A 23,828-nucleotide genomic window follows, 5' to 3' on the forward strand; every position below is an offset into this window, starting at 1 on the left:
ACGGAAAGATAGTGGCGTGGCGCCGGTGCTCTACTCACGCGCGGCCTCTACCTCGAACTGCGCCTGCACGCGGGCATCGGCGCTGGAACCGCCTACGCGCAGCTCGTAGCGGCCCGCTGGCACCGCGTAGCTGCCGCGCGCTTCGTCGTACTGGCGCAAGGCCTGTTGCGCCTGCAGGTCGAACGCCACCGTGCGCCGCTCGCCAGCGGCGAGGTGAACACGCTGGAAGCCACGCAGTTCCTGTTGCGCATCGCCGGCCCGGGACTGCACGCGGCGCACGTACAGCTGCACCACTTCGTCGCCGGCACGCTTGCCGGTATTGGCTACTTCCACCTGTACGTTGAGCTGCCCATCTGCGGCAATCTTGTTCGCATCCGTGCGCAGCTTGGCGTAGTCGAAACGGGTATAGGAAAGCCCGTGGCCGAACGGATACAGCGGCGTACCTCGGAAGTAGCGGTAGGTGCGGCCTTCCATCGTGTAGTCGTCAAAGGCAGGCATTGCCTGGTCGGCCTTGTAGAACGTCACCGGCAGCCTCCCCGCAGGATTGCTGTCGCCGAACAGCGCCTCGCCCACCGCCGTGCCACCACGCTGGCCCGGGTACCAGCTCATCAGGATCGCAGGCAGGTTGGCTTGCGCCCAATCCACTGCCAGGGCCGAGCCACCGGTGAGCACCATCACCACTGGCTTGCCGGTGGCATGCAGCGCTTCGAGCAACGCACGCTGCGTCGCCGGCAGGCGCAAATCAGTGCGATCACCGCCGGCGAAGCCGGGGTAGTTGACCGTCATCTCCTCGCCCTCGACATCGCCGGTCAGCCCGCCGACGAATACCACCACGTCCGCGCTGCGGGCAGCATCAAGTGCCTCCTCGAACGGCGGCTTGGCACCGGGCATGCGCCAACCCAGCCGCACGCCGGCATCACGTTCGGCATCGTAGTACTCCAGTTTCAGGTCGTAAGCGCGGCCCGCCTGCAGGTCCAGCTCCACGCCATCGGCATGCAGACGGTCGTTGTTGGTCCAGTGGTCGAGCACGCGCTTACCGTCCACGTACAGGCGGAAGCCATCATCGGCGGCGGCCTCGATGCGGTAACGGCCCGACACCGGCGGCAATAGCTGGCCACTCCAGCGGATGCTGAAGCCATCATTCGGAATGCCCTGCCCCGGCGCGGCTTCACCACGCGCAAGCAGGTTGTCGGTGGGTGAACCGCGGTCCCAGCGGAAGCCGATCTGCGCATCGGTGCGGACCAGCGCCGGCGTTCCCGACAGATCGGCGCTGCGGAAATACTCACCGCGCAGGCCGCGTTCCGGGGAATCGGCCGACGGCCGCAGGTACGCAGCTTCGATCAACGGCGTCGCACTCGGATCATCGCGGCCTTCAACGAGATCCACACCGCGTGCGTAGCGCACCTCGACGCCCTTTGCCGCGTCACGTATACCCTGCAGCACCGTCACCGGCGCAGCCGGCGTGCCGAAGTAGTTGCCGAGCAACGCCATGGTGTCATCAGCGGTGGGGCCGACCACGGCGATGCGCTTGAGCGCGCGCGACAGCGGCAGGATCCCATCGTTCTTCAGCAGCACCAGCGATTCCTGCGCCGCCTTCAATGCCAGCGCATCGTGTGCGGCAGACTGGTTCACCGACGCCGGAATCCGCGCCCAGCGCACGCGCTCCGGCGGATCGAACATGCCCAACCGCATGCGCGCGGTGAACAGCCGCGTTATCGCATCGTCGATCTCTGCTTCGCTGATCAGGCCCTGGCGCACCGCCGCCGGCAGCGTGGCGTATTCCTGGCCGCATTCCAGCTCGGTACCATTCTTGACCGCGAGTGCGGCGGCTTCCTCTCGGCTGCCGACAATCTTGTGGTGCTTCCAGATGTCGACGATGGCCCAGCAATCCGAAACCACGTAGCCCTTGAACCCCCAGTCGTGCCGCAGCAGGTCGCGCAACAGGAACCGGCTTGCGCTGGCGGACTCGCCATAGACGCGGTTGTAGGCACCCATCACCGCATCCACCTCGCCTTCTTTCACCAGGGCCTCGAACGCCGGCAGGTAGGTGTCGTACAGATCGCGCTTGCTCGGCCGCGCATCGAAGTGATGGCGATCGGCCTCCGGGCCGCTGTGCACGGCCAGATGCTTGGCCGTTGCATCAAGCTTGCGGTACACCGGGTCATCGCCCTGCAGGCCGTGCACGAAGGCAACGCCCATGCGCGCGGTGAGGTAGGGGTCTTCGCCGTAGGTTTCCTGGCCACGGCCCCAGCGCGGGTCACGGAAGATATTGACGTTGGGCGACCAGAAGGTCAGTCCCTGATAGCGCGCGTGCGAGCCTTCGCGTATGAACTGGTGGTGTTTGGCACGCGCCTCGTCGCTGATGGTGGACGCCACCTGCCCCATCAGCGGCACATCGAAGGTGGCTGCCAGACCAATCGCCTGTGGGAACACGGTGGCCTGCCCCGCCCGCGCCACGCCGTGCAGGGCTTCGTTCCACCAGTCGTAAGCGGGAACGCCAAGCCGCTCGATGGCAGGCGCGGCGTTCTGCATCTGCGCGGCCTTTTCCTCCAGCGTCATCTGTGCCACCAAGGCCGCTGCACGGCTCTCGAAACTGGCCGAGGTATCCAGCCACGGCTTGTCGGCGGCCGAAGCGACCGTGGTCGTCCACAAGGCCGCGCACAGGGCCAGCGTGCACAGGCGTTGGCCGCGACGGCCGGTGGCGATGGAAGGCGTCCGCGTCATCATTTGCTCCTCGAAGCGCGCTCGTCGCGCGCGAATGGTCCCAGCAGGGTGCCGACAAAGCCGCCTGCACGATCGGTACTCAACACGGTGCCGTCCACGTTGTCGGCCAGGGTCTGCCAACCACGGCCATCCCCGCTGTCGAACGCGAAGGCGTAGCTGCCTTCATCACCCTGGATCTTCAGGCGCAGCGCCTTGTTCGCATCCAGCGTCTGACTGGCCAGGGTTCTGCTCACGCCGCTGCCGTCGCGGCCTTCGAGAAACACCGCAATGCGGTCGCCGCCGAGGTTGCGCACCCCCAGGAAATACCAGTAGGCCTCGCTCTGGAAGGCAGCCAAACCTGCCGCCACGCCCGCCGCAGGACGTGACATCTCGGTGCTGGCCTCGAAGCGCAGGTGCTGCAGACGGCGCCCGAGGAAGGCCGGGTTGCGCAGCGTGTCCAGGTTCTCAGCCAGCGGATGCAGCGCCAACGCGCCGGGCCGTTCGGCAAGATCGGCCCAGGCCTGCTTGGGGACGCGCACCCGCAGCCATCCGGCGCCGAGTGTGGGTCCATCAAACGTGTCGCGGTCGACGAAATTTCCGGTTGACGGCGCCTGCGTAGCGCCGCCCTGCATCCACGAAGGGGCCTTCACTGCATACGGGATGGTCTGCCCGGCAGGCAAAATTTCCGGCCAGCCATCGCGCCACTGCACCGGCAGCAGATAGGTCTCACGGCCGGTGTTGTAATGCCGCGTCTGATAGTTGCGGCTGGCAAGAAACACCGCCCACCACGAGCCATCCGGACCTTCAACCAGATCTGCATGGCCGGCATTGGTGATCGGCAGCGGCCGGTCATCGGGCAGGTCACGCTGGGTGAGGATCGGATTGCCTGCATAGGGAGCGTACGGGCCCCACACATCGCGGCTGCGCAGCACCACCTGCGAGTGCTGCGGCCCGGTACCACCCTCGGCGTCGGACAGGTAGTACCAGCCATCGCGCTTGTAGATATGCGGCCCTTCGATCCAGATCGGGTTCTTTGCCGGCTCCACGCCGCCATCGATCAGGACCTTGCGCGGACCCACCGGCTTGAACGCTGCAAGATCAATCTGCTGCATCCAGATGGCGCGGTGGCCATCGTAACGCGCCGGACCTTCCGGCTCGTCGTTGTTGATCAGGTAGACGTTGCCACCTTCATCGAAGAACAGCGACGGATCGATACCGCCGATGCCCGGCAACCAGTACAGATCGGACCACGGCCCGGCTGGGTCGCGCGCGGTGGCAATGAAATTGCCGCCGCTGTCGGTCGCGGTGGTGACCACGTAGAACGTGCCGTCGTGGTATTCGATGGTCGGGGCGAAGATGCCGCGCGAGACGCTCAGGCCATCAAAATCCAGTTGTGTCGGGCGATCGATGACGTTGCCGATCTGCTTCCAATGCACCAGGTCAGCGCTTTCAAATACCGGGATACCGGGAAAGTAAGTGAAGCTGGAATTGACCAGATAGAACTTGCCGTTGGCGGAGACGATGCTCGGGTCCGCATGAAAGCCGGCCAGCACCGGGTTGCGGTAATGGCCGGCCGGCAACGGGCTTGCGAAGGCCGCATCGTTACCGCTGTACTCGAACCAGTCGAAGTACACCGGCGGCGCGGCCGTCGTCACCTGCGACTGCGCGGCGCTGGCCAGCAACAGCAACGCCGAAGCAAGCAGCGTGCGCAGGGAGATGTGTCGCGGCGCACGCGCCACGCTGCGGCGGGCGGCAGCGTACAACCGCGGGGAAAACAGACTCATCGTGGTACCTCGGCATCGGTGAGAGGAAGCTCGAACGGCCCCGCCGGCGCGCCGCTGCTGTCGCGCAGCGTGCACACCGGGCCGTCCGCCCAGCAGTAGCGAATATGTGCACCGGCCTTGGCCGCTGGGCTGCGCAGGACGACCTGATCACCATCCAGGCCAGCATCGGCGTAGTCACAGTGGCGTGCATCGGCATTGCAGAGTTCGAAACCGATGGGCCCGTTTGCGCCGGTTGTTGCCAGACGGCCGGTGACGTCCTTGAAGGCGATCCTTACGCTGTCGGCCTGGCGCGTTGCCTTGACCGCGACCGGTCCGGCCGGTGCAAGCGCGCGTTCGCCGTAGATCACATGACGCGCAGCCCGTGCCAGGCGGCGGCCCAGTTCCTGCTTGTTCGGCGGATGGATGTCGTAGGCATCGCCAATGTCGATGGCCAGTGCCAACCCTGTGGCCGGGTCCTCTGCGGCGACGCGGCGCTGTGCTTCGCGCACCTGTGCCCAGCCACTTTCCACCGGCGCCGTCGGCGGCAAGCCGTAGCCTGCCAACTGCACCACCAGCAGCGGCATGCCTGACCCGAACTGCCCGCGCCAGTCATCGCGCAATGCCCGCAACCGCGTAGCGTAGCCAGCTCCGTCGCCGGTGTTTGATTCGCCCTGATACCACAGCATGCCGCGCAGGCCATAGTTGCCGAGCGGTGCGATCATGCCGTTGTACAAGGTCGCCAACCCGGTCGCCGCATGCCAGGGCGCGAGCGGCGGCGCCTGCACGCCGGGCGCCATGCGGTACTGCCATGGCGAGGCAAGTACGGCACGCGTACCGTCGTCGAAGCGCAGTGCATGGGCGCTGGCAGGCCCGGCCAGCCCGCCCTCGCCATAGGTATCCAGTACGTTGATCACCACCGTGTTGGTGCCGGCTTTCAACAGCCCCGCTGGCACTACATACCGCCGCGCTTCACCCGCACCGTATTGGCTGCCCACGGCCACGCCGTTCACCCAGGTCATGTCCATCTCATCGGCAGGTGCCAGTTCCAGCGTGGCCGCGCGCGCCGCCTGTGCGGCACTCAGGTTGACCTGCGTGCGGTACCAGACCATGCCGTTGTAATCGGACAGCGCAGGTACGCCCCAGCGCTCCCACGCACCCAGCGTGTCCGGCGCCTGTTGCCAACCGCTGCCGCCGACACCGCGCTGCCAGGGTGCATCACCCGGCACCGCGCCTGCGCGGTTGGCCCACCACTGCTGCCAATGCTGACCCCATCGCGCCCGTGCCGCCGCCGCGTCGCCGGCATAAAGCGCAAGCACATCAAGCGCCTCGTCCATGCCGCCCTGCGCGCGCAGCGCGTCGGCGCTGGTCCACGCTTCGATCCGCGAACCGCCCCATGCCGCCTGGATGAGCCCCATCGGCACATCGACCGTCTTCTGTAGCTCGCGGGCAAAATAGAAGCAGGCAGCGGAGAACTCGCGCACGCTCGCCGGTGTCGCGGTTTTCCACCCGGTCGCGCCGCCGAATGCCGCCTGCGCGGTGACGGCCGCCGTCTGCGGAACGGTGAACAAGCGGATCTTCGGCTGCGTGGCTGCTTCAATCTCGCTGCTGGCGTTGAGCGCGCGCCATACCGGCAGCTCCATGTTGGATTGTCCGGAGCACAGCCAGACATCGCCCATCTGCAGGTCACGCACGGTCTGGCTGATCTGCCCCGCCTTGACAACCAGCTCATACGGGCCGCCAACCGCCATCGGCTGCAGCGTCGCCTTCCAAAGGCCGTCCGCATCCGCGCGCACGCTGACGGTCTGCCGCGCGAACGCCACCGCCACGCTCGCACCCGGCGCGGCGTGGCCCCACAACGCTATCGGCCGATCGCGTTGCAGCACCGCGTGGTCCTGGAACAACGGATGCAGCAACGTCGTCCCGGCCTGCTGCGCCTGCGCGGTAACGGCGCAGCACGCCACGGCCATCGCTGCGATCTTGCCAACCAAGGTGCGCAGGCTCATCGCCCATCTCCCGGTGCGAAAGGAAACTGCAGGGCCTGGTAATAGGCCAAAGGATGCGGCGGCGCGGCTTCACCGGCTGGCAACGGCCTGCCGCTCACCGACTGGAAATACGCCACGCTGGCATCGCGCCACCACTGCGCCTCGTCGCGCTGGATGCGCAGGAACGCGGCAACCTGTTCGTGACGCGGGGCATCCACCCTGCCCTGCAGGCTTGCCCAGGTGTCCTGCATGGCCTGCACCTGGCGCACGCCCTGCGAATAGTGGCCCACCAGTTCGTCCCACAACGGGCGGCTGGAGCGCATGCGGTGATCCCACGGCACGTGGTGGAACCACAACAACAGCGACTCCGGTACCCGCTCAAGGTCTCCATACAGCGCCGCCACTTCAGGTGCGTACTGCGACACCGCGTTGCTGCCATGGATGCTGCGGTCGAATCCGATGCCATTGCGATCGGCGCGGTGGTAGTACACCGACGTCCAGTCCGCGCGCGGCCCGCCATCCACCCACGGCCCCGGGCCATAGTGGTGTCCACGCGCCATCAGGTGGTGCAGGCCCAGCGGGGTCATGTAGTCCACCGCGGCCTCGCGTGAGGCCATCATCATCGTGACGATCGGCCCTGTCACGGCAACATCCGGCGAGAAGGTCATGCCTGCCCATTCCGTGGCGATGGCGCGCGCCGACTGCTGCGGGTTCCACGCCAAACGCCCGAAGGCGTACCAGTTGGCCTGGTCGAAATGCGAGCCACTCCAGCTGCGATCGGTGCCGATGTTGGCCACGCCGGCCATGCCGGTCAGCGTGTGGCCATTCAATGAACCGTCGACCACCCGCGCCACCGTGGCGTCGCCGCCTGCATGGGTATCGGCCTTCAACACTTCTTCGTACAGCGGCCCCAGATACACCAGGTGCGTCGCGAAGCCGAGGTACTCCTTGGTGATCTGGAACTCCATCATCAGCGGCGTGCGCGGCATGGCACCAAACAGCGGATGGAACGGCTCACGCGGCTGGAAATCGATGGGGCCGTTCTTCACCTGCACGATCACGTTGGAACGGAACGCGCCGTCCAGCCCGGCAAACTCGCTGTAGGCCTGCTTGGCGCGGTCCTCGGGCACATCGTGCGCGTAGACGAACGCGCGCCACATCACCACACCACCGTGCGGGGCCAGCGCATCACCGAGCATGTTGGCACCGTCCGCATGCGAGCGGCCGTAATCCTGCGGGCCAGGCTGCCCCTCCGAATTGGCCTTGACCAGGAAGCCGCCGAAATCCGGAATGAGCGCGTAGATCTCGTTGACCTTGTGCTGCCACCAGCGCTGCACGTCAGCATCCAGCGGATCAGCGGTTTTCAGCCCACCCAGTTCGATAGGTGCGCTGAAACGCGCGCTCAGGTACACGCGGATGCCGTAGGGACGGAACATGTCCGCCAGCGCCGCTGCTTTGACCAGGTATGCCGGTGTCAGGCTCAAGGCACTGGCGTTGACGTTGTTCAGCACGGTGCCGTTGATGCCCAGCGACGCATTTGCGCGCGCGTAGTCGGTATAGCGCGGGTCGCGCCATTGCGGCAGGGTCTGCCAATCCCACAACGAGCTGCCGGCATAGCCCCGCTCGACATAACGGTCGAGGTTGTCCCAGTGGTCGAGCAGCCGCAGCTTGACCCGCGGTGACTCACGCACGTCCAGACCTTGCAGTGGCGTGCCGGTCTGCAGCAGCCGGAGCAGATGGAACACGCCGTACAGCACGCCGATGTCGTTGCGGGCAGCTACCAGCAGCAGCGCACGACCGTCCATCTGCACCTGCCTGAGCAGGTAGCCGTCGTCGCCCAGGGCGGCAACATCCTGGCTGAAGGGCGCCACCAATGGCGACGACTGCGGTGTACCCAGAACCAATACGTGGTCACCCACAGCCGTGGTCCGCATCTGTGGGGCGCGGCCCAATAGGCCCGGCAGGCCACGCTGCAACTCCGCCCGCGCTGCACGCTGCGCAGGCGTATGGTCTGGGGCCACCACTTCGCCCAAGCGCAGACGGTAGTCCGCCGCAAGCGCGGGGGCGACCGGAGCATAGCGCAACCACAGCGCGTAGCCATCTTCGGCCTGCGCGCTGCCGATGCAGGTCAGCAATGCCAAGGCCACGCCCAGCAGCCAACGGCTGCGCCCGCCGGCTTGGATCGACGGGGTTAACATTCGACTTTGTAAGCTATGGCCGGGCCCGGGACGGTCCATCATGCCCCCACGTAGCCGCGCGGCAGCGCCACACAGGAAGAAGGGAACGCGTATTGGACAAGCCGAAGAAATCGGTCCGCCGCAAGACCGCTGGCGTGACGATCGACGAGGTGGCGGCCCTTGCCGGGGTGTCGCCGATGACCGTGTCGCGGGTGATCAACCAGGGCAAGGTCCGTGACCTCACCCGCGAGCGCGTCATGCAGGCGGTGCGCGAGCTCGGCTATACGCCCAACCTGGCCGCAAGCACGCTGGCCGCCGCGCAGCACACGCGCATTGCGCTGATCTACACCAATCCCAGCGGCGCCTACCTGCGCGAACTGCTGGTCGGGCTGCTGCGGGTCGCGTCCAGTTCCGCGATCCAGCTGGTTGTCGATTACTGGGATGAGTTGGATACCGAGGCCGAACGCAACGCCGCGCGTGCGCTGGCCGGCCGCGTGGATGGCGTCATCCTGCCGCCGCCGCTGTGCGAGTCGCAGGCCGCGGTGACCGAGCTGGTCAAGGCTGGCATTCCGGTGGTGGCGATCGCATCGGGGCATCTGAGCGACGAAATTTCCTGCGTGCGCATCGATGATTTCCATGCCGGCAAGGAAATGGCCGAGTACCTGATCCAGCAGGGCCACAGCCGCATCGGCTTCATCCGTGGGCGCAAGGATCTCAGCGCAAGCGCGCGGCGCTACGACGGCTTCATCACCGCGCTGCACGAGGCCGGGCTGGAAGTGGATGCCGGGCTGGTCCAGCGCGGCGACTACACCTACCGCTCGGGGCTGGCTGCGGCTGAGAAGCTGCTGTCGCACCGGCGGCCGCCAACCGCCATCATCGCCAGCAACGACGACATGGGCGCAGCAGCCATCTCGGTAGCCCATCGACGTGGCCTGGATGTTCCCCGCGACCTGTCGGTGGTCGGCTTCGATGACAGCTCGGCCGCAACCACCGTGTGGCCGGAACTCACCACCATCCACCAGCCCATCGCCTCGATGGCGAACGCCGCCATCGACATCCTGCTGCGCAGCATCCGCCGCAAGGCCGACAGCGCGCCGGTATTGATGGACCACGTGGTGCCGCATCGTCTGGTGGCGCGCGACTCGGTTGCGGCGCCGCCCAAGCGGCGTTAACGCGCGGCGCATCAGCATGCCCGCGCCACTGTTGTGCCGCCCGCGCTGATGAGCGCAACGAGGGTGACGTTAGCCGCCACTCTCGTCAGCAGGGCGGCGGTGGTCACGCGCCGCATGCGACCGTGGTCTCCGCTTCGTTCAATGCGCCCAGCGCAACGCGGGACACCGACACCGTCATTGCGCCGGCGCTGCCCAGCGACCAGGGCCGGTCCAGCTTGCCGACATCCGCCCCGGCAGCCGCCAGGCACTTCAGCGGTACGCCGACACGCGTCCACTGGCCCACCGGCAGCTTCGCCAAAGTCGGCGCGATCGCGACACGTGCCGTGCATCCCGCGCCGCAGCCGACCGACAGCCATGCATCACCACGCGGCGCCGCATCAACACGCAGCGTGGTCAACAGCATCAGGTCGCCGTTGCTCTCTCGTTGCAGGTCCAGCGCGGTGTGGGACTGCAAGGCAACGATTGCCTCGCCCTTGCCGGACCACGCAAGGCGGCGACCGTCTTCCTGTGCCAGGTGATCTACCCCGGTGATCCTGAGCAGATCGCCGTCCAGCGCTTCGGGCACCTTGGTGACGGTCACGCCCTGCCCGCTCTTGTCTTCCATCCGCAGCGCGATGCCGGAGCCGGTGTCGCCGCGGGCGAAGAACACGCCTGCCGCGCCTTCCTCCCCGGTGACACCGGACACCTCGGGCAGCGCGGCCAGGTCGCCGTTGTCGGCATAGGTCAAACCGAAACCGAATGCGAACAGCGGGTCGTAATCCTTCTGGCCCACGTTGTTGGCGTATTGCGTGGCGGTACGCGGCCAGCTGAAGCTGAGCTTGCCCTTGAAGTCATGCTGCACGCTGCCGTCAGGCTTGCGCAGCAACACATCGGCGATACCGGCGCCTTCTGAACCCGGCAACCACGCCGCCACGAACGCGTCAGCTGCGTTGATCTCGCGGTTCACCCACAACGGGCGCCCGCTCAGGAACACCGCCACCACCGGAATGCCTTCGGCCTTGATGCGCTTGATCAACGCTAGGTCGGTTTCATCTCCCGGCTTGTACGCCAGGGTCGGCAGATCACCCTGGAACTCGGCGTAAGGATTCTCACCGAACACCACCACCGCGACATCGGGCTTCTGCGTGTACTTGCCGTCGACGGCAAGCACCGCATCACCACCGGCCGCCTTGGCCTGCTGCGCGATGCCTTCGTAGATGCTGTCCGCATTCGGGAAATCCTTGCGGGTGGTGCCGGTACCCTGCCAGTTGAGCGTCCAACCGCCGGCCTGCTTGCCGACATCGTTGGCGCCGTCGCCGGCCACCAGGATGCGTTGCTTCGGCGACAGTGGCAGCACCCCGCCCTGGTTCTTCAGCAGCACCAGCGATTCGCGCACGGCCTGCCGCGCAACCGCGCGGTGTTCCGGCGCACCGATCAGCGCGAACTGGCCGCCGACCGCACGCGACGATGGCTTGCCTGCTTCAAACAGGCCTAGCCGCATTTTCACCCGCAGGATGCGGCGCACGGCGTCGTCCAGCCGCTCCTGCGGGATCGTGCCGGCCTTGGCTGCAGCCAGCGTGGTCTCGTAGAAGCCCTTCCAGCTGTCCGAAGCCATGGCCATGTCCAGGCCGGCGTTGATGGTGGCCGGGCAATCGGTGGTGGTGCAGCCCTTGACTTGGCCGTGGCCGTTCCAGTCGCCAACCACAAAGCCGCCAAAGTGCATGCGGCCCTTCAGCACATCGGTCAGGTACGGCTTGTTGCCGTGCATCTTCTCGCCGTTGACGCTGTTGAACGAGGCCATCGCGGTCTGCGCACCAGCAGCGATCGCAGGCGGATAACCGGCGGCATGGATGCGCACCAGTTCGGCCTCGCTGATCCGGGTATCGCCCTGGTCCTTGCCATCGGTGGTGCCGCCATCACCCAGGAAGTGTTTTACCGAGGCGATGACGTGGCGGCCGTCGAGGAAGTCCGGCGTCCCCACTTTTCCCTGCAGGCCTTCCACCATCGCACCGGCATAGCTGGCAACCACGTCCGGTGATTCGGAATAGCCCTCGTAGGTGCGGCCCCAGCGGTCGTCCTGCGGCACCGCCACAGTGGGCGCGAACGTCCATTCCATGCCAGTAGCGCGGGTTTCCAGCGCGGTGATTTCACCAATGCGGTGCAGCAGCTGCGGGTTGCGTGCCGCGCCCAAGCCGATGTTGTGCGGGAACAGGGTGGCCCCGACGATGTTGCTCTGCCCGTGCACAGCGTCGATGCCGAACACCACCGGGATCGCCTTGCCACCCTGTGAGGTATCCATCGACGCCTCATAGAACGCGTCGGCCAGTGCCAACCATTCCGCAGGCGAGGCATCGTAGCGACCACCGGGGTCGGAGTTGCCCCCGGCCAGGATCGAACCAAGCCGGTATTTGCGCACGTCGTCCGGGGTCAGGCTGCCAATGTCGCCCTGTACCAGCTGGCCAACCTTTTCCTCGACCGTCATGGTGGCCATCAGATCGCTGATGCGTTTTTCAAGCGCTGCATCTTCGGCCAGCGGCCACGCAACCTGTGGCCAGGGATTGGCATCAGCGGAGGCGGGGGCAGCAGCGGAGGCAGCGGGCGCGTCCTCGCCCTTGCAGGCAACCAGGGCCAGCAGCATCGCGGCGAGCAGTACGCCGGTACGGGCACGGGTGGAATCGTGGTTTGTCATGGCGCTCATCCCTCCATCTGCTCCAGTTCCTTGCCCTTGGTTTCGTGCACGTACTTGAGTACGAAGAACACCGAAATGACGGCCGCCACCAGGTAGATGCTGTAGGTCGCCGCCAACCCGGTTGCCGCCAGCAGGATCGGGAATGTCACCGTCACGGCAAAGTTAGATGTCCATTGCGCCGCACCGGCCACGGCCAGTGCCGAACCACGGATCTGGTTGGGGAACATCTCGCCCAGCATCACCCACATCACCGGGCCCCAAGACAGGTTGAAGAACACCACGTAGGCATTGGCGGCCACCAGCGCCAGCGTGCCCATGCGGCCGGGCAATTGCAGATGGCCGTCGACCAGCGAGCCGCTCGCAAATGCGATCACCACCAGCGCCAAAGAAGCCGCCATGCCGGCCGAGCCCACCCACAGCAGCGGCTTGCGGCCGATGCGGTCAATCAGCAGCACGGTGACGATGCAGGCACCGATGCTGAGCGCACCGGACAGGACGTTGATCAGCAGTGCGTCGTTCTCCGAGAAGCCGACCGCCTGCCACAACACGGCCCCGTAATAGAACACCACATTTATGCCGACCAGCTGCTGGAAGGTGGCCAGGCCGATGCCGACCCAAACGATCGGGCGGATCTTTCCGGTAGCCTTGTTCTTCAGGTCGGAGAGCTGCGGACGGTGGTGATCGGTAGAGAGCGATGCGTCGATTTCCTCCAGCTTGGCCTGCGCACCGGTGGCACCGAACAGCCGGGTAAGCACGCGCAGCGCATCTTCCTTGCGGCGCTTGACCACCAGGTAGCGCGGGCTTTCCGGGATGGTCAGCAACAGCAGCAGGAACAGCAGCGATGGCACCGCCTGCATCCAGAACATCCAGCGCCACGCGGCGTGACCGCCCCACAAGGCCTCGGTGGAGGCGCCGGCCTTGGCGGCCAGCAGGTAATTGGACAGGAACGCGGCGGTGAGCCCGCTGATGATGGCGATCTGCTGGACCGTGGCGAGCCGGCCACGGTAGCGCGCGGGTGCGACCTCGGCGATATAGGCCGGCGAAATGACGCTGGCCGCGCCGACCGCAAAACCGCCCACCACCCGCGCAACGATGAACCAGGCCGACGACGCGGCCGCGCCGGCACCAATTGCCGACAGCAGGAACATGACCGCCGAGATGATCAGCACATTGCGCCGGCCCAGATTATCGGACAGCCGGCCGGCGCTGAACGCACCCACCGCGCAGCCGAGCAGCATCGAAGCGATCTCGAAGCCCTGCATCCACTCGCCGGACTTGAACGCCTGGTGCAGGCCATCCTGTGTGCCATTGATGACCCCGCTGTCGAATCCGAACAGGAATCCGCCAATCGTCGCTACTACGCTGATCAGTACGATCAGCCGGGTGTTCTCACCCCCGGTCGTTGCCTGGTTCATTACCGTCCCCTCCCCGTGCCTGCAATGTCGTTGCGATCCTGCTGCGCTCAGCGCAGCAGGTACTGGTTGAGCAGATTCTCGTACTTTTCCTGCTTGCCGCTGATCTGCGCCGGCTCACCGGCCTTGCCGGCCAGGTTGACCAGGTCGGCCAGGCTCAGTGCACCGTTCTCGAACTCGCGCCCGGCGCCACTGTCGAAGCTGGCGTAGCGCTGCTGGCGCCACTGCTCCAGCGGCGATTCGGTCAACAGCGCGTGCGCCACTTCCAGACCGCGTGCAAAGGCATCCATACCGCCGACGTGAGCAATGAACAAGTCCTCCATGTCGGTGGACTCGCGGCGTACCTTGGCGTCGAAGTTCAAGCCGCCTTCCAGCCCGCCCTGGCGCAGCACCACCAGCATCGCGCCGACGGTGTCATACAGGTCGGTCGGGAACTGGTCGGTGTCCCAGCCGTTCTGCGCGTTGCCGCGGTTGGCGTCGATGCTGCCGAGCAGGCCGCGATCGGCCGCAACCTGCAGATCGTGTTCAAACGTATGCCCGGACAGCGTGGCGTGGTTGGCCTCGATATTGAGCTTGAAGTCCTTTTCCAGGCCGTGTTGCTTGAGGAAGCCGGCAACGGTCGCGCTGTCGAAATCGTACTGGTGCTTCATCGGCTCCATCGGCTTGGGCTCGATCAGGAAGTTGCCCTTCAGGCCGATGCTGCGGCCGTAGTCGCGGGCCATCGTCAGGAAGCGGGCGAAGTGGTCCACCTCGCGCTTCATCTGGGTATTCACCAACGAGGCATAACCTTCGCGGCCGCCCCAGAACACATAGTGCTCACCGCCCAGCTCGACCGTGGCTTCCAGCGCAGCCTTCACCTGCACCGCCGCACGCGCCACCACCGCGAAATCGGGATTGGTGGAAGCACCATTCATGTAACGCGGATGCGAGAACAGGTTGGCCGTGCCCCACAGCAGCTTCATGCCGGTGGCGTCCTGGCGCGCCTTGGCCAGGCCAACCATGTGCTTGAGGTTCTTCTCGTACTGGCCGATGTCATCGGCGTCCGGTGCCAGATCGATATCGTGGAAGCACCAGTACGGCACGCCCAGCTTGGTGAAGAACTCGAATGCCGCATCCACCTTGGCTTCGGCGGTGGCCATCGGCGAACCGGCTTCCCACGGGAAATGACGCGTGCCCGGCCCGAACGGATCGTGGCCGGCGTTGCAGAAGGTGTGCCAGTAACAGACCGCGAAGCGCAGGTGTTCCTGCATGGTCTTGCCACCGATGATCTTGTTCGCGTCATAGACCTTGAACGCGAGCGGGTTGTCCGAACCGCGGCCCTCGAACGGGATGCGGCCGATGCCGGGGAAGTATTCCTTGGCGCCGATGAAGGGCTGCGTGCTCATGCTGCGTGTTCCTGTGGTTGTGCGAGGTGTCGCGGAGAGGGACATCAGCCGCGCTGCAGCGGCGTGATGGCGTCGAGGTGTCGCAGAAAACCTGCATAGGCCGTGGCATAGGCCTGGGTGCGGGCCGGATCAGGCAGTGCCGACAGCACCGGATCAACCGCGACATGGCGGTTTGCGATCTCGGCGATGGAGGCGCTGTCACCGCGCGAAAGACCCAGCGCCCACAGCGCCTGCAGTGCGGCGCCGAAGGCGGCGCCTTCGGACTGCGTTGGCACGTCGACCGGCAGGCCGAATACATCGGCCACCAGCTGTCGCCATGCGCCGCTGTTGCTGCCGCCGCCGGTCAGCACGATGCGCTCGAACCGCATGCCGGCGCGGACAAAGGCGTCATAGCCGTATTTCAGGCTGTAGGTGGCACCTTCCATGGCCGCGCGGTAGATGTGCGCGGGGGTCATGTTGGTGGTGTCCAGTCCGGCCAGTACGCCCTTGCCGAATGGCAGGTTGGGCGTGCGCTCGCCGTTGAGGAATGGCAGCATCACCAGGCCATCGGCACCGGGCGCGGTGCTGCGCAGATGGGCATCGCCATCGCGCGTGCTGAAGCCGAATGCCGCGGCCACCTGTTCGGTTGCCACGGTGCAGTTCATTGTGCAGATCAGGGGCAGCCAACCACCGGTGGACGAGCAGAACGCGGCCCATGCACCGTCAGGGTCAACCACCGGCGTGTCCGAATAGGCGAACAGCGTGCCCGATGTGCCCAGGCTCATGGCCAGCCGGCCCTGTTGCACGCAACCAGTGCCGATCGCCGCCATCATGTTGTCGCCGCCGCCCACAGCCACCTTCACCGTTGCCGGCAGGCCCAGCGCCGTTGCGGTGGCCGGATCGATATCGAACAGCTCCTCCGGCGCGGCAATCCGCGGCAGGCAGGCTGCCAGATCGCGCTGCGGATCGGTGGCCTGCAGCAGTTCCGCAGACCAGGTGCGGGTGCGCACATCCAGCCAGCCGGTGCCCGACGCGTCGCCGTATTCGCAGAAGCGCTGGCCGGTCAGCACGAAGTTCAGGTAGTCGTGCGGCAACAGGATGGTGGCCAATTGCGCGTACGCCTCGGGCCGATGCGTTTTGGTCCACGGCAGCTTGGAGGCGGTATAACCGGTGAGCACCGGATTGCCGGCCAAGGCGATGGTGCGCGCCACGCCGCCTACTGCGTCCATGATCTGCGTGCATTCCGCCGAGGTGCTGGTGTCGCACCACAATTTTGCCGGTGCAAGCACGTCACCTGCTGCATCCACCGGCACGAAGCCATGCTGCTGCCCCGATACCGCCATCGCTCCGATGCGCGCACGCACCGATGGCTCAAGCGCGCGGAAGCATTCATGCAACGCTGCCACCCAGTCGCCGGGCAGCTGTTCGCGGCTGCCGTCGGCAGCGCTGCTCATCTCCAGCGCGGTGCTGGTACTGGCAACAATGATGCGCCCGGCAGGGTCGTAGACCACCACCTTCAGACTTTGCGTACCCGCATCAATTCCGGCAACCAGATCCATCGAAACCGTCCCCGACTTGTTTAAAGTTAGCGCTACCATTTCATTTGGTAAAAAAAGGGAGGTCTATTACCGCTCCCTTTTTCCACGTCGCCGTTGCTGCTCGCCGTGTTGTCGCACTGTAACCAGACCCAACAAAAAAAGCGTGCTGCAACGCAAAACCAAAACACCCACAACTACCCACTGTTTACTGCAAGGTTGGCAGCGTTACGCCAAGGCCACCGATTGTGGCCATACATCCGGCGCGGCCTTGCAGTACTGCTCGATGAACGCGGCCTGCGACGGCATCTGCGCAGCGGCGTGCTGCACCGGTTGCCGGATCGTGTTCAACAGCGTGCGCATGTCGGCATCACCCAAGGCGCGCGCCAACGGGTGCGGACTTCCCGGCTGGATGCCCTGCCCCATCAGCACGCTGGTCCAGGAATCCACCCGGAACAATTCACCGGGGTCCTGCCAGGCATGCGCGCGCTCACGCCAGGCGCGCAGCCGCAGCTGCAACGACTCCGGCAGCGTCATCTCGCGGCAGGCTTTCCACATCGGCTCGTCGCGCTGGGTGGCGTGGTAATGCAGGATGATGAAGTCACGCACGTGCTCCATTTCCTGGCGGCTGACATCGTTGTACAGGTCCACCAACGACGCGCTCATGCCGTCGAAGGGAAACAGCTGGATAAGCCGCACCACCGCACTGATGGTCAGGTGGATGCTGGTCGACTCCAATGGCTCGATGAAGCCGCTGGCAAGACCCAGCGCCACCACGTTCTTGTTCCATGCCTTGAGCCGGCGCCCGCTGCGGAACGGCACCAGCCACGGATCGCGCAGCGGTGGTGCGCCCACATCGCGCAGCAGCTTGGCATGCGCCTCGTCATCGGACATGTGCTTGCCGGAGAACACCAGCCCACACCCAACCCGGTGCTGCAGGGCGATATGCCAACGCCAGCCGGCTTCGTGCGCGATGGCGCGCGTATACGGCACCGGCGGCCCGACTGCTTCGGTCTGCACGGCGACAGCGCGGTCACTGGGCAGCCATTCGTTCCAGTCCTCATAACCGGTATGCAGGGTCTGCTCGGTCAACAAGCCACGGAAGCCGGTGCAATCGATGAACAGATCGCCGTCGATGACCTGCCCGTCTTCCAGCACCAAGGCTTGAACCGAGCCATCATGCACATGCTGCCTGACCTCGCGGATCTTCCCTTCCACCCGCCGCAGGCCGTGGCCCTCGGCTTTGCGGCGCAGGAATTTTGCGTAGAGCCCGGCATCGAAATGGTAGGCGTAGCTGGCCTCGGGTTGGGTCTGCAGGGAAAACTGGTCACCGCGTGAAGCGACGCTTTCCAGACAGAAGTCACCCAGGTCCGATGGCATGCCACGACGCAGGCTGTCCAGCCAGAAATGGTGGAACGGGGTTGCCCAGGTACCCTTGCCGATGGTGCCGAACGGATGGAAGAAGCGTTCGCCGGGGCGGCGCCAGTTCTCGAACGAGATGGAGAGCTTGAAGGTGCCGGCGACCGCGCGCAGGAACTCCTGTTCGTCGATCTGCAGGAAGCGGTGGAAGGTACGGATCGGCGGCACGGTCGATTCGCCCACGCCCACGGTACCGATCTGTTCGGACTCGACCAGGGTTATCTCCAGCTGATCGCGGAACTGGTGGGCCAGCGCACAGCCAGCCAACCAGCCTGCAGTGCCGCCGCCGGCGATGACGACCTTGCGGACCCGGGCACCATCGTGTGTCTTTGCAGCGTCCAAAGTGCTTGCTCCCGTCAGCGGTTGAGTTGGCCCAGCAGCATGGCGCGCATGCGCCGCGCCTGTGTTTCGTCAAACGGTGCCAGGTCGCCACGGGCAGCTTCGGGCAGGTGCTGCCCTGCCCGCTCGCCAGGACCGAACACGTAGTACTCGAACATCTTCGCCCAGGCCTGCTTCTCCCGCTCGGGCAGGTCGCGCAGGGCCCACATCGCATGCTGCAACGCCGTCAGCGGTGAGGGCAGAAAGGCCGGCGTACCGCGCCACCAGTAATTCACCAGCACGTTGAACGGTGCCAGGCTGCGCACATGGTGCCACCACAGGCCGGGAATGAAGATGGCATCGCCGGGTTCAAGCACCGCAGTGTGGGCTGCGGCCAAGGCGTGGCGGAACCGCGGGTAACGTTCGAAATCCGGGTTGTCGAAATCGACCACGCTGACCACCTGTCCACCCGGAGTGGGGGCAAGCGGGCCGGGATAGAGATTGTCGATCTGCTCGGGCGGGAAAAGGGTGAACTGGCGACGCCCTACCGCACAGCAGGCCAGGTTGTCGGGAATGTCGTAATGACAGGAAGCAGTCACCCGATTGCCGATCCAGATGCTGGCCGAGGCGTTGATGCCCTGCCCGGCCAGGCCGGCATCATTGGCCTGCGCGAAACCGGGCAGCGCCCGCTCGATCAGCAGCGAGGCGACGTAATAGGTCGGCGGCTGCGCAACATCCAGGTTCTCCGAAATTTCATCCAGCACCTGGGTCAGCACGCCGCGCCGGACCTCGAAGTTCAACTGGGTGAAGTCGGCGTTGTAGAACGGGCGCCCTGCAATTTCAGGGGCGCCGTAGGAGTACGGCACCTGTACGCCGGCATCGAAGCGGCGCAGGTAGGCAAGCGCGTGTTGGGTGGACTCCAGCCCTGCCTGGACCAAGCCCCAGTCGCGCGCGATTCCCTTGAGCACCGTCGGCTGCCCCTCGTCCAACAGCGCCTGCATTGGTAGCGCATCGGGATCGAGGCCGTCCAGCGTTCGCATCGGCATGCCATCCAGCACGGTCAGTTCCTGGCGGTCGACAGGGCGGCATCCTGCAGGCGCAGCCTCCGCTGTTTCTCGGCGATCAGGCGGCGCATGTTGTGCAGCGAAGCCAGCATCAGGTAAGCGCCTTCCAGATAGCCGGCGCGGTTGAGTTCCAGCAGGTCGGCTGCCTCCAGCATGGCCAGGCGCTCGCGATCGATGCCGTGCAGACCATTGACGCTCACCCGATGCTGCGGTTCGATCTGCACATCAAGTTTGATCGGCTGTATCAGGCCCTTCGCATCAAGCATTGCAAACATTTCTGCACCAAAGGCACTGCCGTCGTGGATGCCACGCAGCACACCTGCGATGTGGTCGAGATAAGGGGTATTGCCACCTTGCGGCAGGAACACCTGCTCGCCGGCCGCCGTGTTCACGCGCGGATGGTCGAGGTCCACATGCATCACCGCTTCCTGGGTGAGCACGCCGTCGATCTGGTGCTCCTGGAAGCCGATCAGGAACGGGCCCTTTGCGGCCGCTCCCGGCAGATATGAGGCGTTCCAGCGGCCATCCTGCAGGAACAGGTTTTCGTGTTGCTCGAAGCCCAGCAGAACCACCGATTGCCACGCCGCGGTTGCGCCCTCCCTGCGCAGGAAGATCGGATATTCGCGCTGCAGCTCGGCGAATTCACTGGGATACGCCGGCACCATGCCGACCGCATCGCCGAACTCGGCACCAAAGCCGGTGGCTACCCGCAGGTCACGGTGGGCGATGTTGTTGAGCAGTTCGTAGCGGGCCATGCGGGTATCCACTCCAATCGGGTGCCATGCGCCGGCATGTTACCGCCGGCGAACGGTCCGTGTACGGGCACCTGTTGCACGAGGGTGCCTTGAAAAAAGTACCGCTGCTCGCGCAGCGGTACCATGGCGACTTGGGGAGGCCGTCTGTCGCCAAACTCAGAACTTGTAGCGGACACCCAGCATGTAGCGCGGGCTCTGGTCAGCCAGCTTCACGATCATCTGCGAGGTGCGTGAACGCCAACGCACGTCCTCACCGGTAAGGTTGATCGCTTCCAGGCCGAACGACCAATGGTCGTCGAGGGCGTAGTTGACGCTGAGATCCCACTGCGCGTACTCCTCCACGTAATAGGGATTGCGGCTTGCGCCCTGGTTGGCCAGGATCAGGTACTGGTCACGCCAGTTCCAGGCCAGGCGCACCGACCAGCCATACTTTTCATACATCAGCATGGCGTTGGCGGTATCGCTGAGGCCGGTCAGCGAGAACTGATCGATGCTCGGGTCGCCGCCGTTGTCGTAGCCCACGTCGCCACGCACGATGGTGTAGTTGGCAAGCACGCCAAACCCGGTGTTGCCGAAGAAGTACTGGCCGCCCAGTTCCCAGCCGTGCAGCTTGGACTGGTTCTGGTTGATCGGGCGATTGACATTGAACAGGTACAGCGGGTCATTGGCCTGACCATGCAGGTCGTAGGCCGCTTCGGTGGCAAGTACCTGTGCGTCGGTGCCGTTGTAGGCGCCAAGCCCGGCCGGGTTGTTGCGCAGCAGGGCCAGCGCGGTGAACAACGAGGTATCGTTGGCCGAGCACGCCGCCGCATTGGCTGCACCCACCTGCGCGGTACAGGCCGCACTGGTGAGGAAGGCCAGCGCCGCCTGTGCATCCGGTCCGGAGGTCGGGTCGGTCAGTCCGTACAGGTTCTCCTGCACGATGGTGTTGCCGATGAAGTTGTCGACCGACTTGTTCCAGTACGTCAACGACACATAGCTGGCGTCGGCGAAATACCATTCCACGCCCAGGTCGAGATTGTCCGATTCCAACGGCTTCAGGCTTGGGTTCTGCGCGTTGCCGCTGGCCCGCGAGGAAGGATCGATCAACACCGAGCCGAATGGCTGCTGTGCGCCCGGGCCGGCATAGAGATTGCCGTACGGTGCACGTGCAATGCTCTTGCCGAATGAAGCGCGGCCCTTGATCTCGTCGGTGAAATCAATGCTGAAGTCGAGGTTGGGCAGGATATAGCTGTACTTGGCCTTCTCGCTGAAAGGCTGCTGCTCGTCAGACAGAACGACGCGGAAATCGTTGTTGGACTGCCACTCGATCGATTCCGGGATGGCGATGACCGAGGTCGATACGACATCGGTGGTTTCATAGCGCACGCCCAGGCGGGTATTGGTACGCATGCTGCCCAACTGGCCGTCCAGTTCAACCTGGAAATAGGCGGCCTTGGTCTTCTCTTCCACCCGGTTGTCGGCGGCGCGCTGCGGGTTCACACCCAGGCCAACGCCGTACTGATTAGCCGCCCATTGTGCGAGCGTGCCGGCGTTGCCACGCCACGCCGACCAGCTGTTGGCGTTGTAGTCGTCGAACAAGCCGACGATGCTGACTGGCTGCAGCAGGTCCATCAGCCCACCGGCGACATCGCGGTCGACATTGGCAACGCCCCAGTCACCCAGCGTGGAATAGGCCTCGGCGGCCTGGATGCGGTGGGTGGAGGATTTGTTGCTGTCAACGCCGAACTGGAAGCGGCCTTGGTCGAAACTCCACTCGCCGTCCACCCGTGCCTGCTTGATCTCGCTGATCTGGGTCTGCGCGTTGACACGCAGCACCTGCGAACCGATTTCACCGGATACAAACCCCGGGTTGACCACGCCATTGGTGCCGGCAGCGGCATCGGCCGTGGTTGGGTACCAGGTCTGCGTACCGACCGGCAGGCCGTTGTTGAAATTCAGCTCCTGCACCCATGAGCCGCCGCAATGCGGGCCGGTGGTGCAGTTGTTGGTGCCGGCGATGCTCATGAAGATCGAGCCACCGCCGGTGAGCGGATCATTGGGCCGGCTTTCGTTCTTCGAGTTGTGCGCATCGAAGCTCAGCTTGAACCGGTCGCTGACGTCCCATACGCCGTTGAAGCCCAGCGAGCCCAGCTTGTACTTCTGCATGCTGCGCTGCTGCTCAAGACCGAAGTCCTTGGTGCCGGCGATCTCGCGGATGTAGACCGGCGTGGCGACTGCGCCACTGGTGTCGAACTCGACATTCGTATAGTTGCTGTTCTGCAACCACATGCCCTGCTCGCCACGGTTCTCGGTGATCTCATTGGTCGAATAGGTGTAGTCCAGGGTCAGGGTCAGGCTGTCCATCGGTGCGAACTGCAGCACCGCCTGGCCATTGACGCGCTCACGCTCGAACTCGGAGAACGCATAGCGCAGATCGTTCGGCCGCCCGTACAGCTGGCCGATCGCCGGGGCGTTGACCACGGTCGGGTTGCCCGGCATGGTGCCGGTCCACGGCTGCACGTTCCAGTAGTTCTCGGTAGCCTGCACGGAGCCACCCTTGCGCTTCTGCTGGCTCGCGCTGAGACTGACGCCGAAGGTCTTTTCCGGGTTGCTGTAGCTGAAGATACCGGACAGTTCCGGGGTGATGTCGTTGTCGAACGGCTGGCTCTGGTCGGAGACCATCTTGGCGCCGGCATTGGCGACGATGCCCTCATGGTCGAACGGACGCGCGGTCAGGATGTTGATGGTGGCGCCGATGCCGCCACTGGGAACCTGTGCCTGGCTGGTCTTGTAAACCTCGATGCCATTGATGGCCTCGGCGGCCAGCTGGGCAAAGTTGAACGCGCGGGTACCACCATCGACGCCGCCGATGGCCACCTGGCCCGATGCACCGAACGCATCGGCGCCCGGCATCTGCCGGCCGTTGAGCGTGACCATGTTGAACTGCGGGCCAAAGCCACGCGCGGTGACCTGTGCGCCTTCGCCATCACGACGTTCAATCGAGATGCCGGTGATGCGCTGCAGTGATTCGGCAAGGTTGGTATCGGGGAACTTGCCGATATCCTCGGCGCTGATCGCATCGACGACACCGGCCGAGTCGCGCTTGATGTCCATCGCCTGGCTGAGGCTGTTGCGGATGCCGGTTACCTGCACCGCGTCCAGCTGCGTGGCTTTCTGCTGGGCCTGTTCCTGCTGGGCAACGGGTGCCGGCGTCGGCGCCTCCTGCCCGAACGCGGGATTGATGACCAGAACACCCCCGACGAAGGTGAACATGGCCCTGGATTTGAACTTCGTCAACTTCCGGCTCATGAACCGATCCTCGGGTCTGGAGTACTACGAAAAGTGCAAGTGCTCATGAATGTCCTCTCTCTGACATACGGTCGAATGGATGTACCACCCCCTCCCAGGGGCACGCACGGGCGAGGCCCGTCTTCCAAACCGAACATCACGGTGCGACCAGGCACACCGTGTCTGAAACTTGTTCCAAGCGTGCCGGGTAGACCGCGTAGTGCAT

General features: G+C 65.2%; 13 protein-coding genes. 1 reads left to right on the top strand and 12 read right to left on the bottom strand.

Annotated elements, in window-relative coordinates:
* Positions 1-30: 30 nt before the first annotated feature.
* From BCV67_RS00495 to BCV67_RS00510, 4 genes are all read right to left on the bottom strand, one after another.
* Positions 31-2,724, bottom strand: coding sequence for a glycoside hydrolase family 3 protein (locus BCV67_RS00495; RefSeq protein WP_082746437.1), 2,694 nt, complete (start codon positions 2,722-2,724; stop codon positions 31-33).
* Positions 2,724-4,415, bottom strand: coding sequence for a glycoside hydrolase family 43 protein (locus BCV67_RS00500; RefSeq protein ID WP_062171289.1), 1,692 nt, complete (start codon positions 4,413-4,415; stop codon positions 2,724-2,726). The genes BCV67_RS00495 and BCV67_RS00500 overlap by 1 nt, the downstream gene beginning before the upstream one ends.
* 68 nt (positions 4,416-4,483) lie before the next feature.
* Positions 4,484-6,469 (bottom strand): sialate O-acetylesterase, encoded by a 1,986-nt coding sequence (locus BCV67_RS00505; RefSeq protein WP_062165911.1) that lies wholly within the window; start codon positions 6,467-6,469, stop codon positions 4,484-4,486.
* Positions 6,466-8,646 carry an alpha-glucuronidase family glycosyl hydrolase gene (locus BCV67_RS00510; RefSeq protein ID WP_062165913.1) on the bottom strand — a complete coding sequence of 727 codons (2,181 nt, stop codon included), beginning with the start codon at positions 8,644-8,646 and terminating at the stop codon, positions 6,466-6,468. The genes BCV67_RS00505 and BCV67_RS00510 overlap by 4 nt, the downstream gene beginning before the upstream one ends.
* Positions 8,647-8,738: 92 nt before the next feature.
* Between BCV67_RS00510 and BCV67_RS00515 the strand changes: the two genes are divergently transcribed.
* Positions 8,739-9,797: a LacI family DNA-binding transcriptional regulator gene (locus tag BCV67_RS00515; protein ID WP_062165915.1), complete on the top strand. Its 1,059-nt coding sequence runs from the start codon at positions 8,739-8,741 to the stop codon at positions 9,795-9,797.
* A gap of 103 nt (positions 9,798-9,900) precedes the next feature.
* Here the strand turns inward: BCV67_RS00515 and BCV67_RS00520 are convergent, their stop codons facing one another.
* The 8 genes from BCV67_RS00520 to BCV67_RS00555 form a co-directional block, all read right to left on the bottom strand.
* Positions 9,901-12,465, bottom strand: a complete 2,565-nt coding sequence (locus BCV67_RS00520; protein WP_062171291.1) for a glycoside hydrolase family 3 protein — start codon at positions 12,463-12,465, stop codon at positions 9,901-9,903.
* A gap of 5 nt (positions 12,466-12,470) precedes the next feature.
* Entirely contained in the window at positions 12,471-13,880 is a 1,410-nt protein-coding gene (locus BCV67_RS00525) for a sugar porter family MFS transporter (protein WP_062165916.1), read from the bottom strand.
* A gap of 47 nt (positions 13,881-13,927) precedes the next feature.
* Complete coding sequence (gene xylA / locus BCV67_RS00530; RefSeq protein WP_062165918.1) at positions 13,928-15,262, bottom strand: xylose isomerase; 1,335 nt, start codon at positions 15,260-15,262, stop codon at positions 13,928-13,930.
* 44 nt (positions 15,263-15,306) lie between these two features.
* A complete protein-coding gene (gene xylB / locus BCV67_RS00535; RefSeq protein WP_062165920.1) occupies positions 15,307-16,800 on the bottom strand; it encodes a xylulokinase in 1,494 nt (497 codons plus the stop codon).
* Between the two features lie 204 nt (positions 16,801-17,004).
* A complete protein-coding gene (locus tag BCV67_RS00540) occupies positions 17,005-18,537 on the bottom strand; it encodes a tryptophan halogenase family protein (RefSeq protein ID WP_062165922.1) in 1,533 nt (510 codons plus the stop codon).
* 14 nt (positions 18,538-18,551) lie between these two features.
* The gene (locus BCV67_RS00545; protein ID WP_156455704.1) at positions 18,552-19,553 is read right to left on the bottom strand and encodes a cupin-like domain-containing protein; all 1,002 of its coding nucleotides are present in this window, start codon (positions 19,551-19,553) and stop codon (positions 18,552-18,554) included.
* A gap of 20 nt (positions 19,554-19,573) precedes the next feature.
* Positions 19,574-20,332, bottom strand: a complete 759-nt coding sequence (locus BCV67_RS00550; protein WP_062165927.1) for a SapC family protein — start codon at positions 20,330-20,332, stop codon at positions 19,574-19,576.
* 156 nt (positions 20,333-20,488) lie between these two features.
* The gene (locus BCV67_RS00555; RefSeq protein ID WP_062165929.1) at positions 20,489-23,623 is read right to left on the bottom strand and encodes a TonB-dependent receptor; all 3,135 of its coding nucleotides are present in this window, start codon (positions 23,621-23,623) and stop codon (positions 20,489-20,491) included.
* Positions 23,624-23,828: the final 205 nt, after the last annotated feature.

Origin of the sequence: Stenotrophomonas nitritireducens (assembly GCF_001700965.1) — a bacterium.
Lineage (GTDB): Bacteria > Pseudomonadota > Gammaproteobacteria > Xanthomonadales > Xanthomonadaceae > Stenotrophomonas > Stenotrophomonas nitritireducens_A.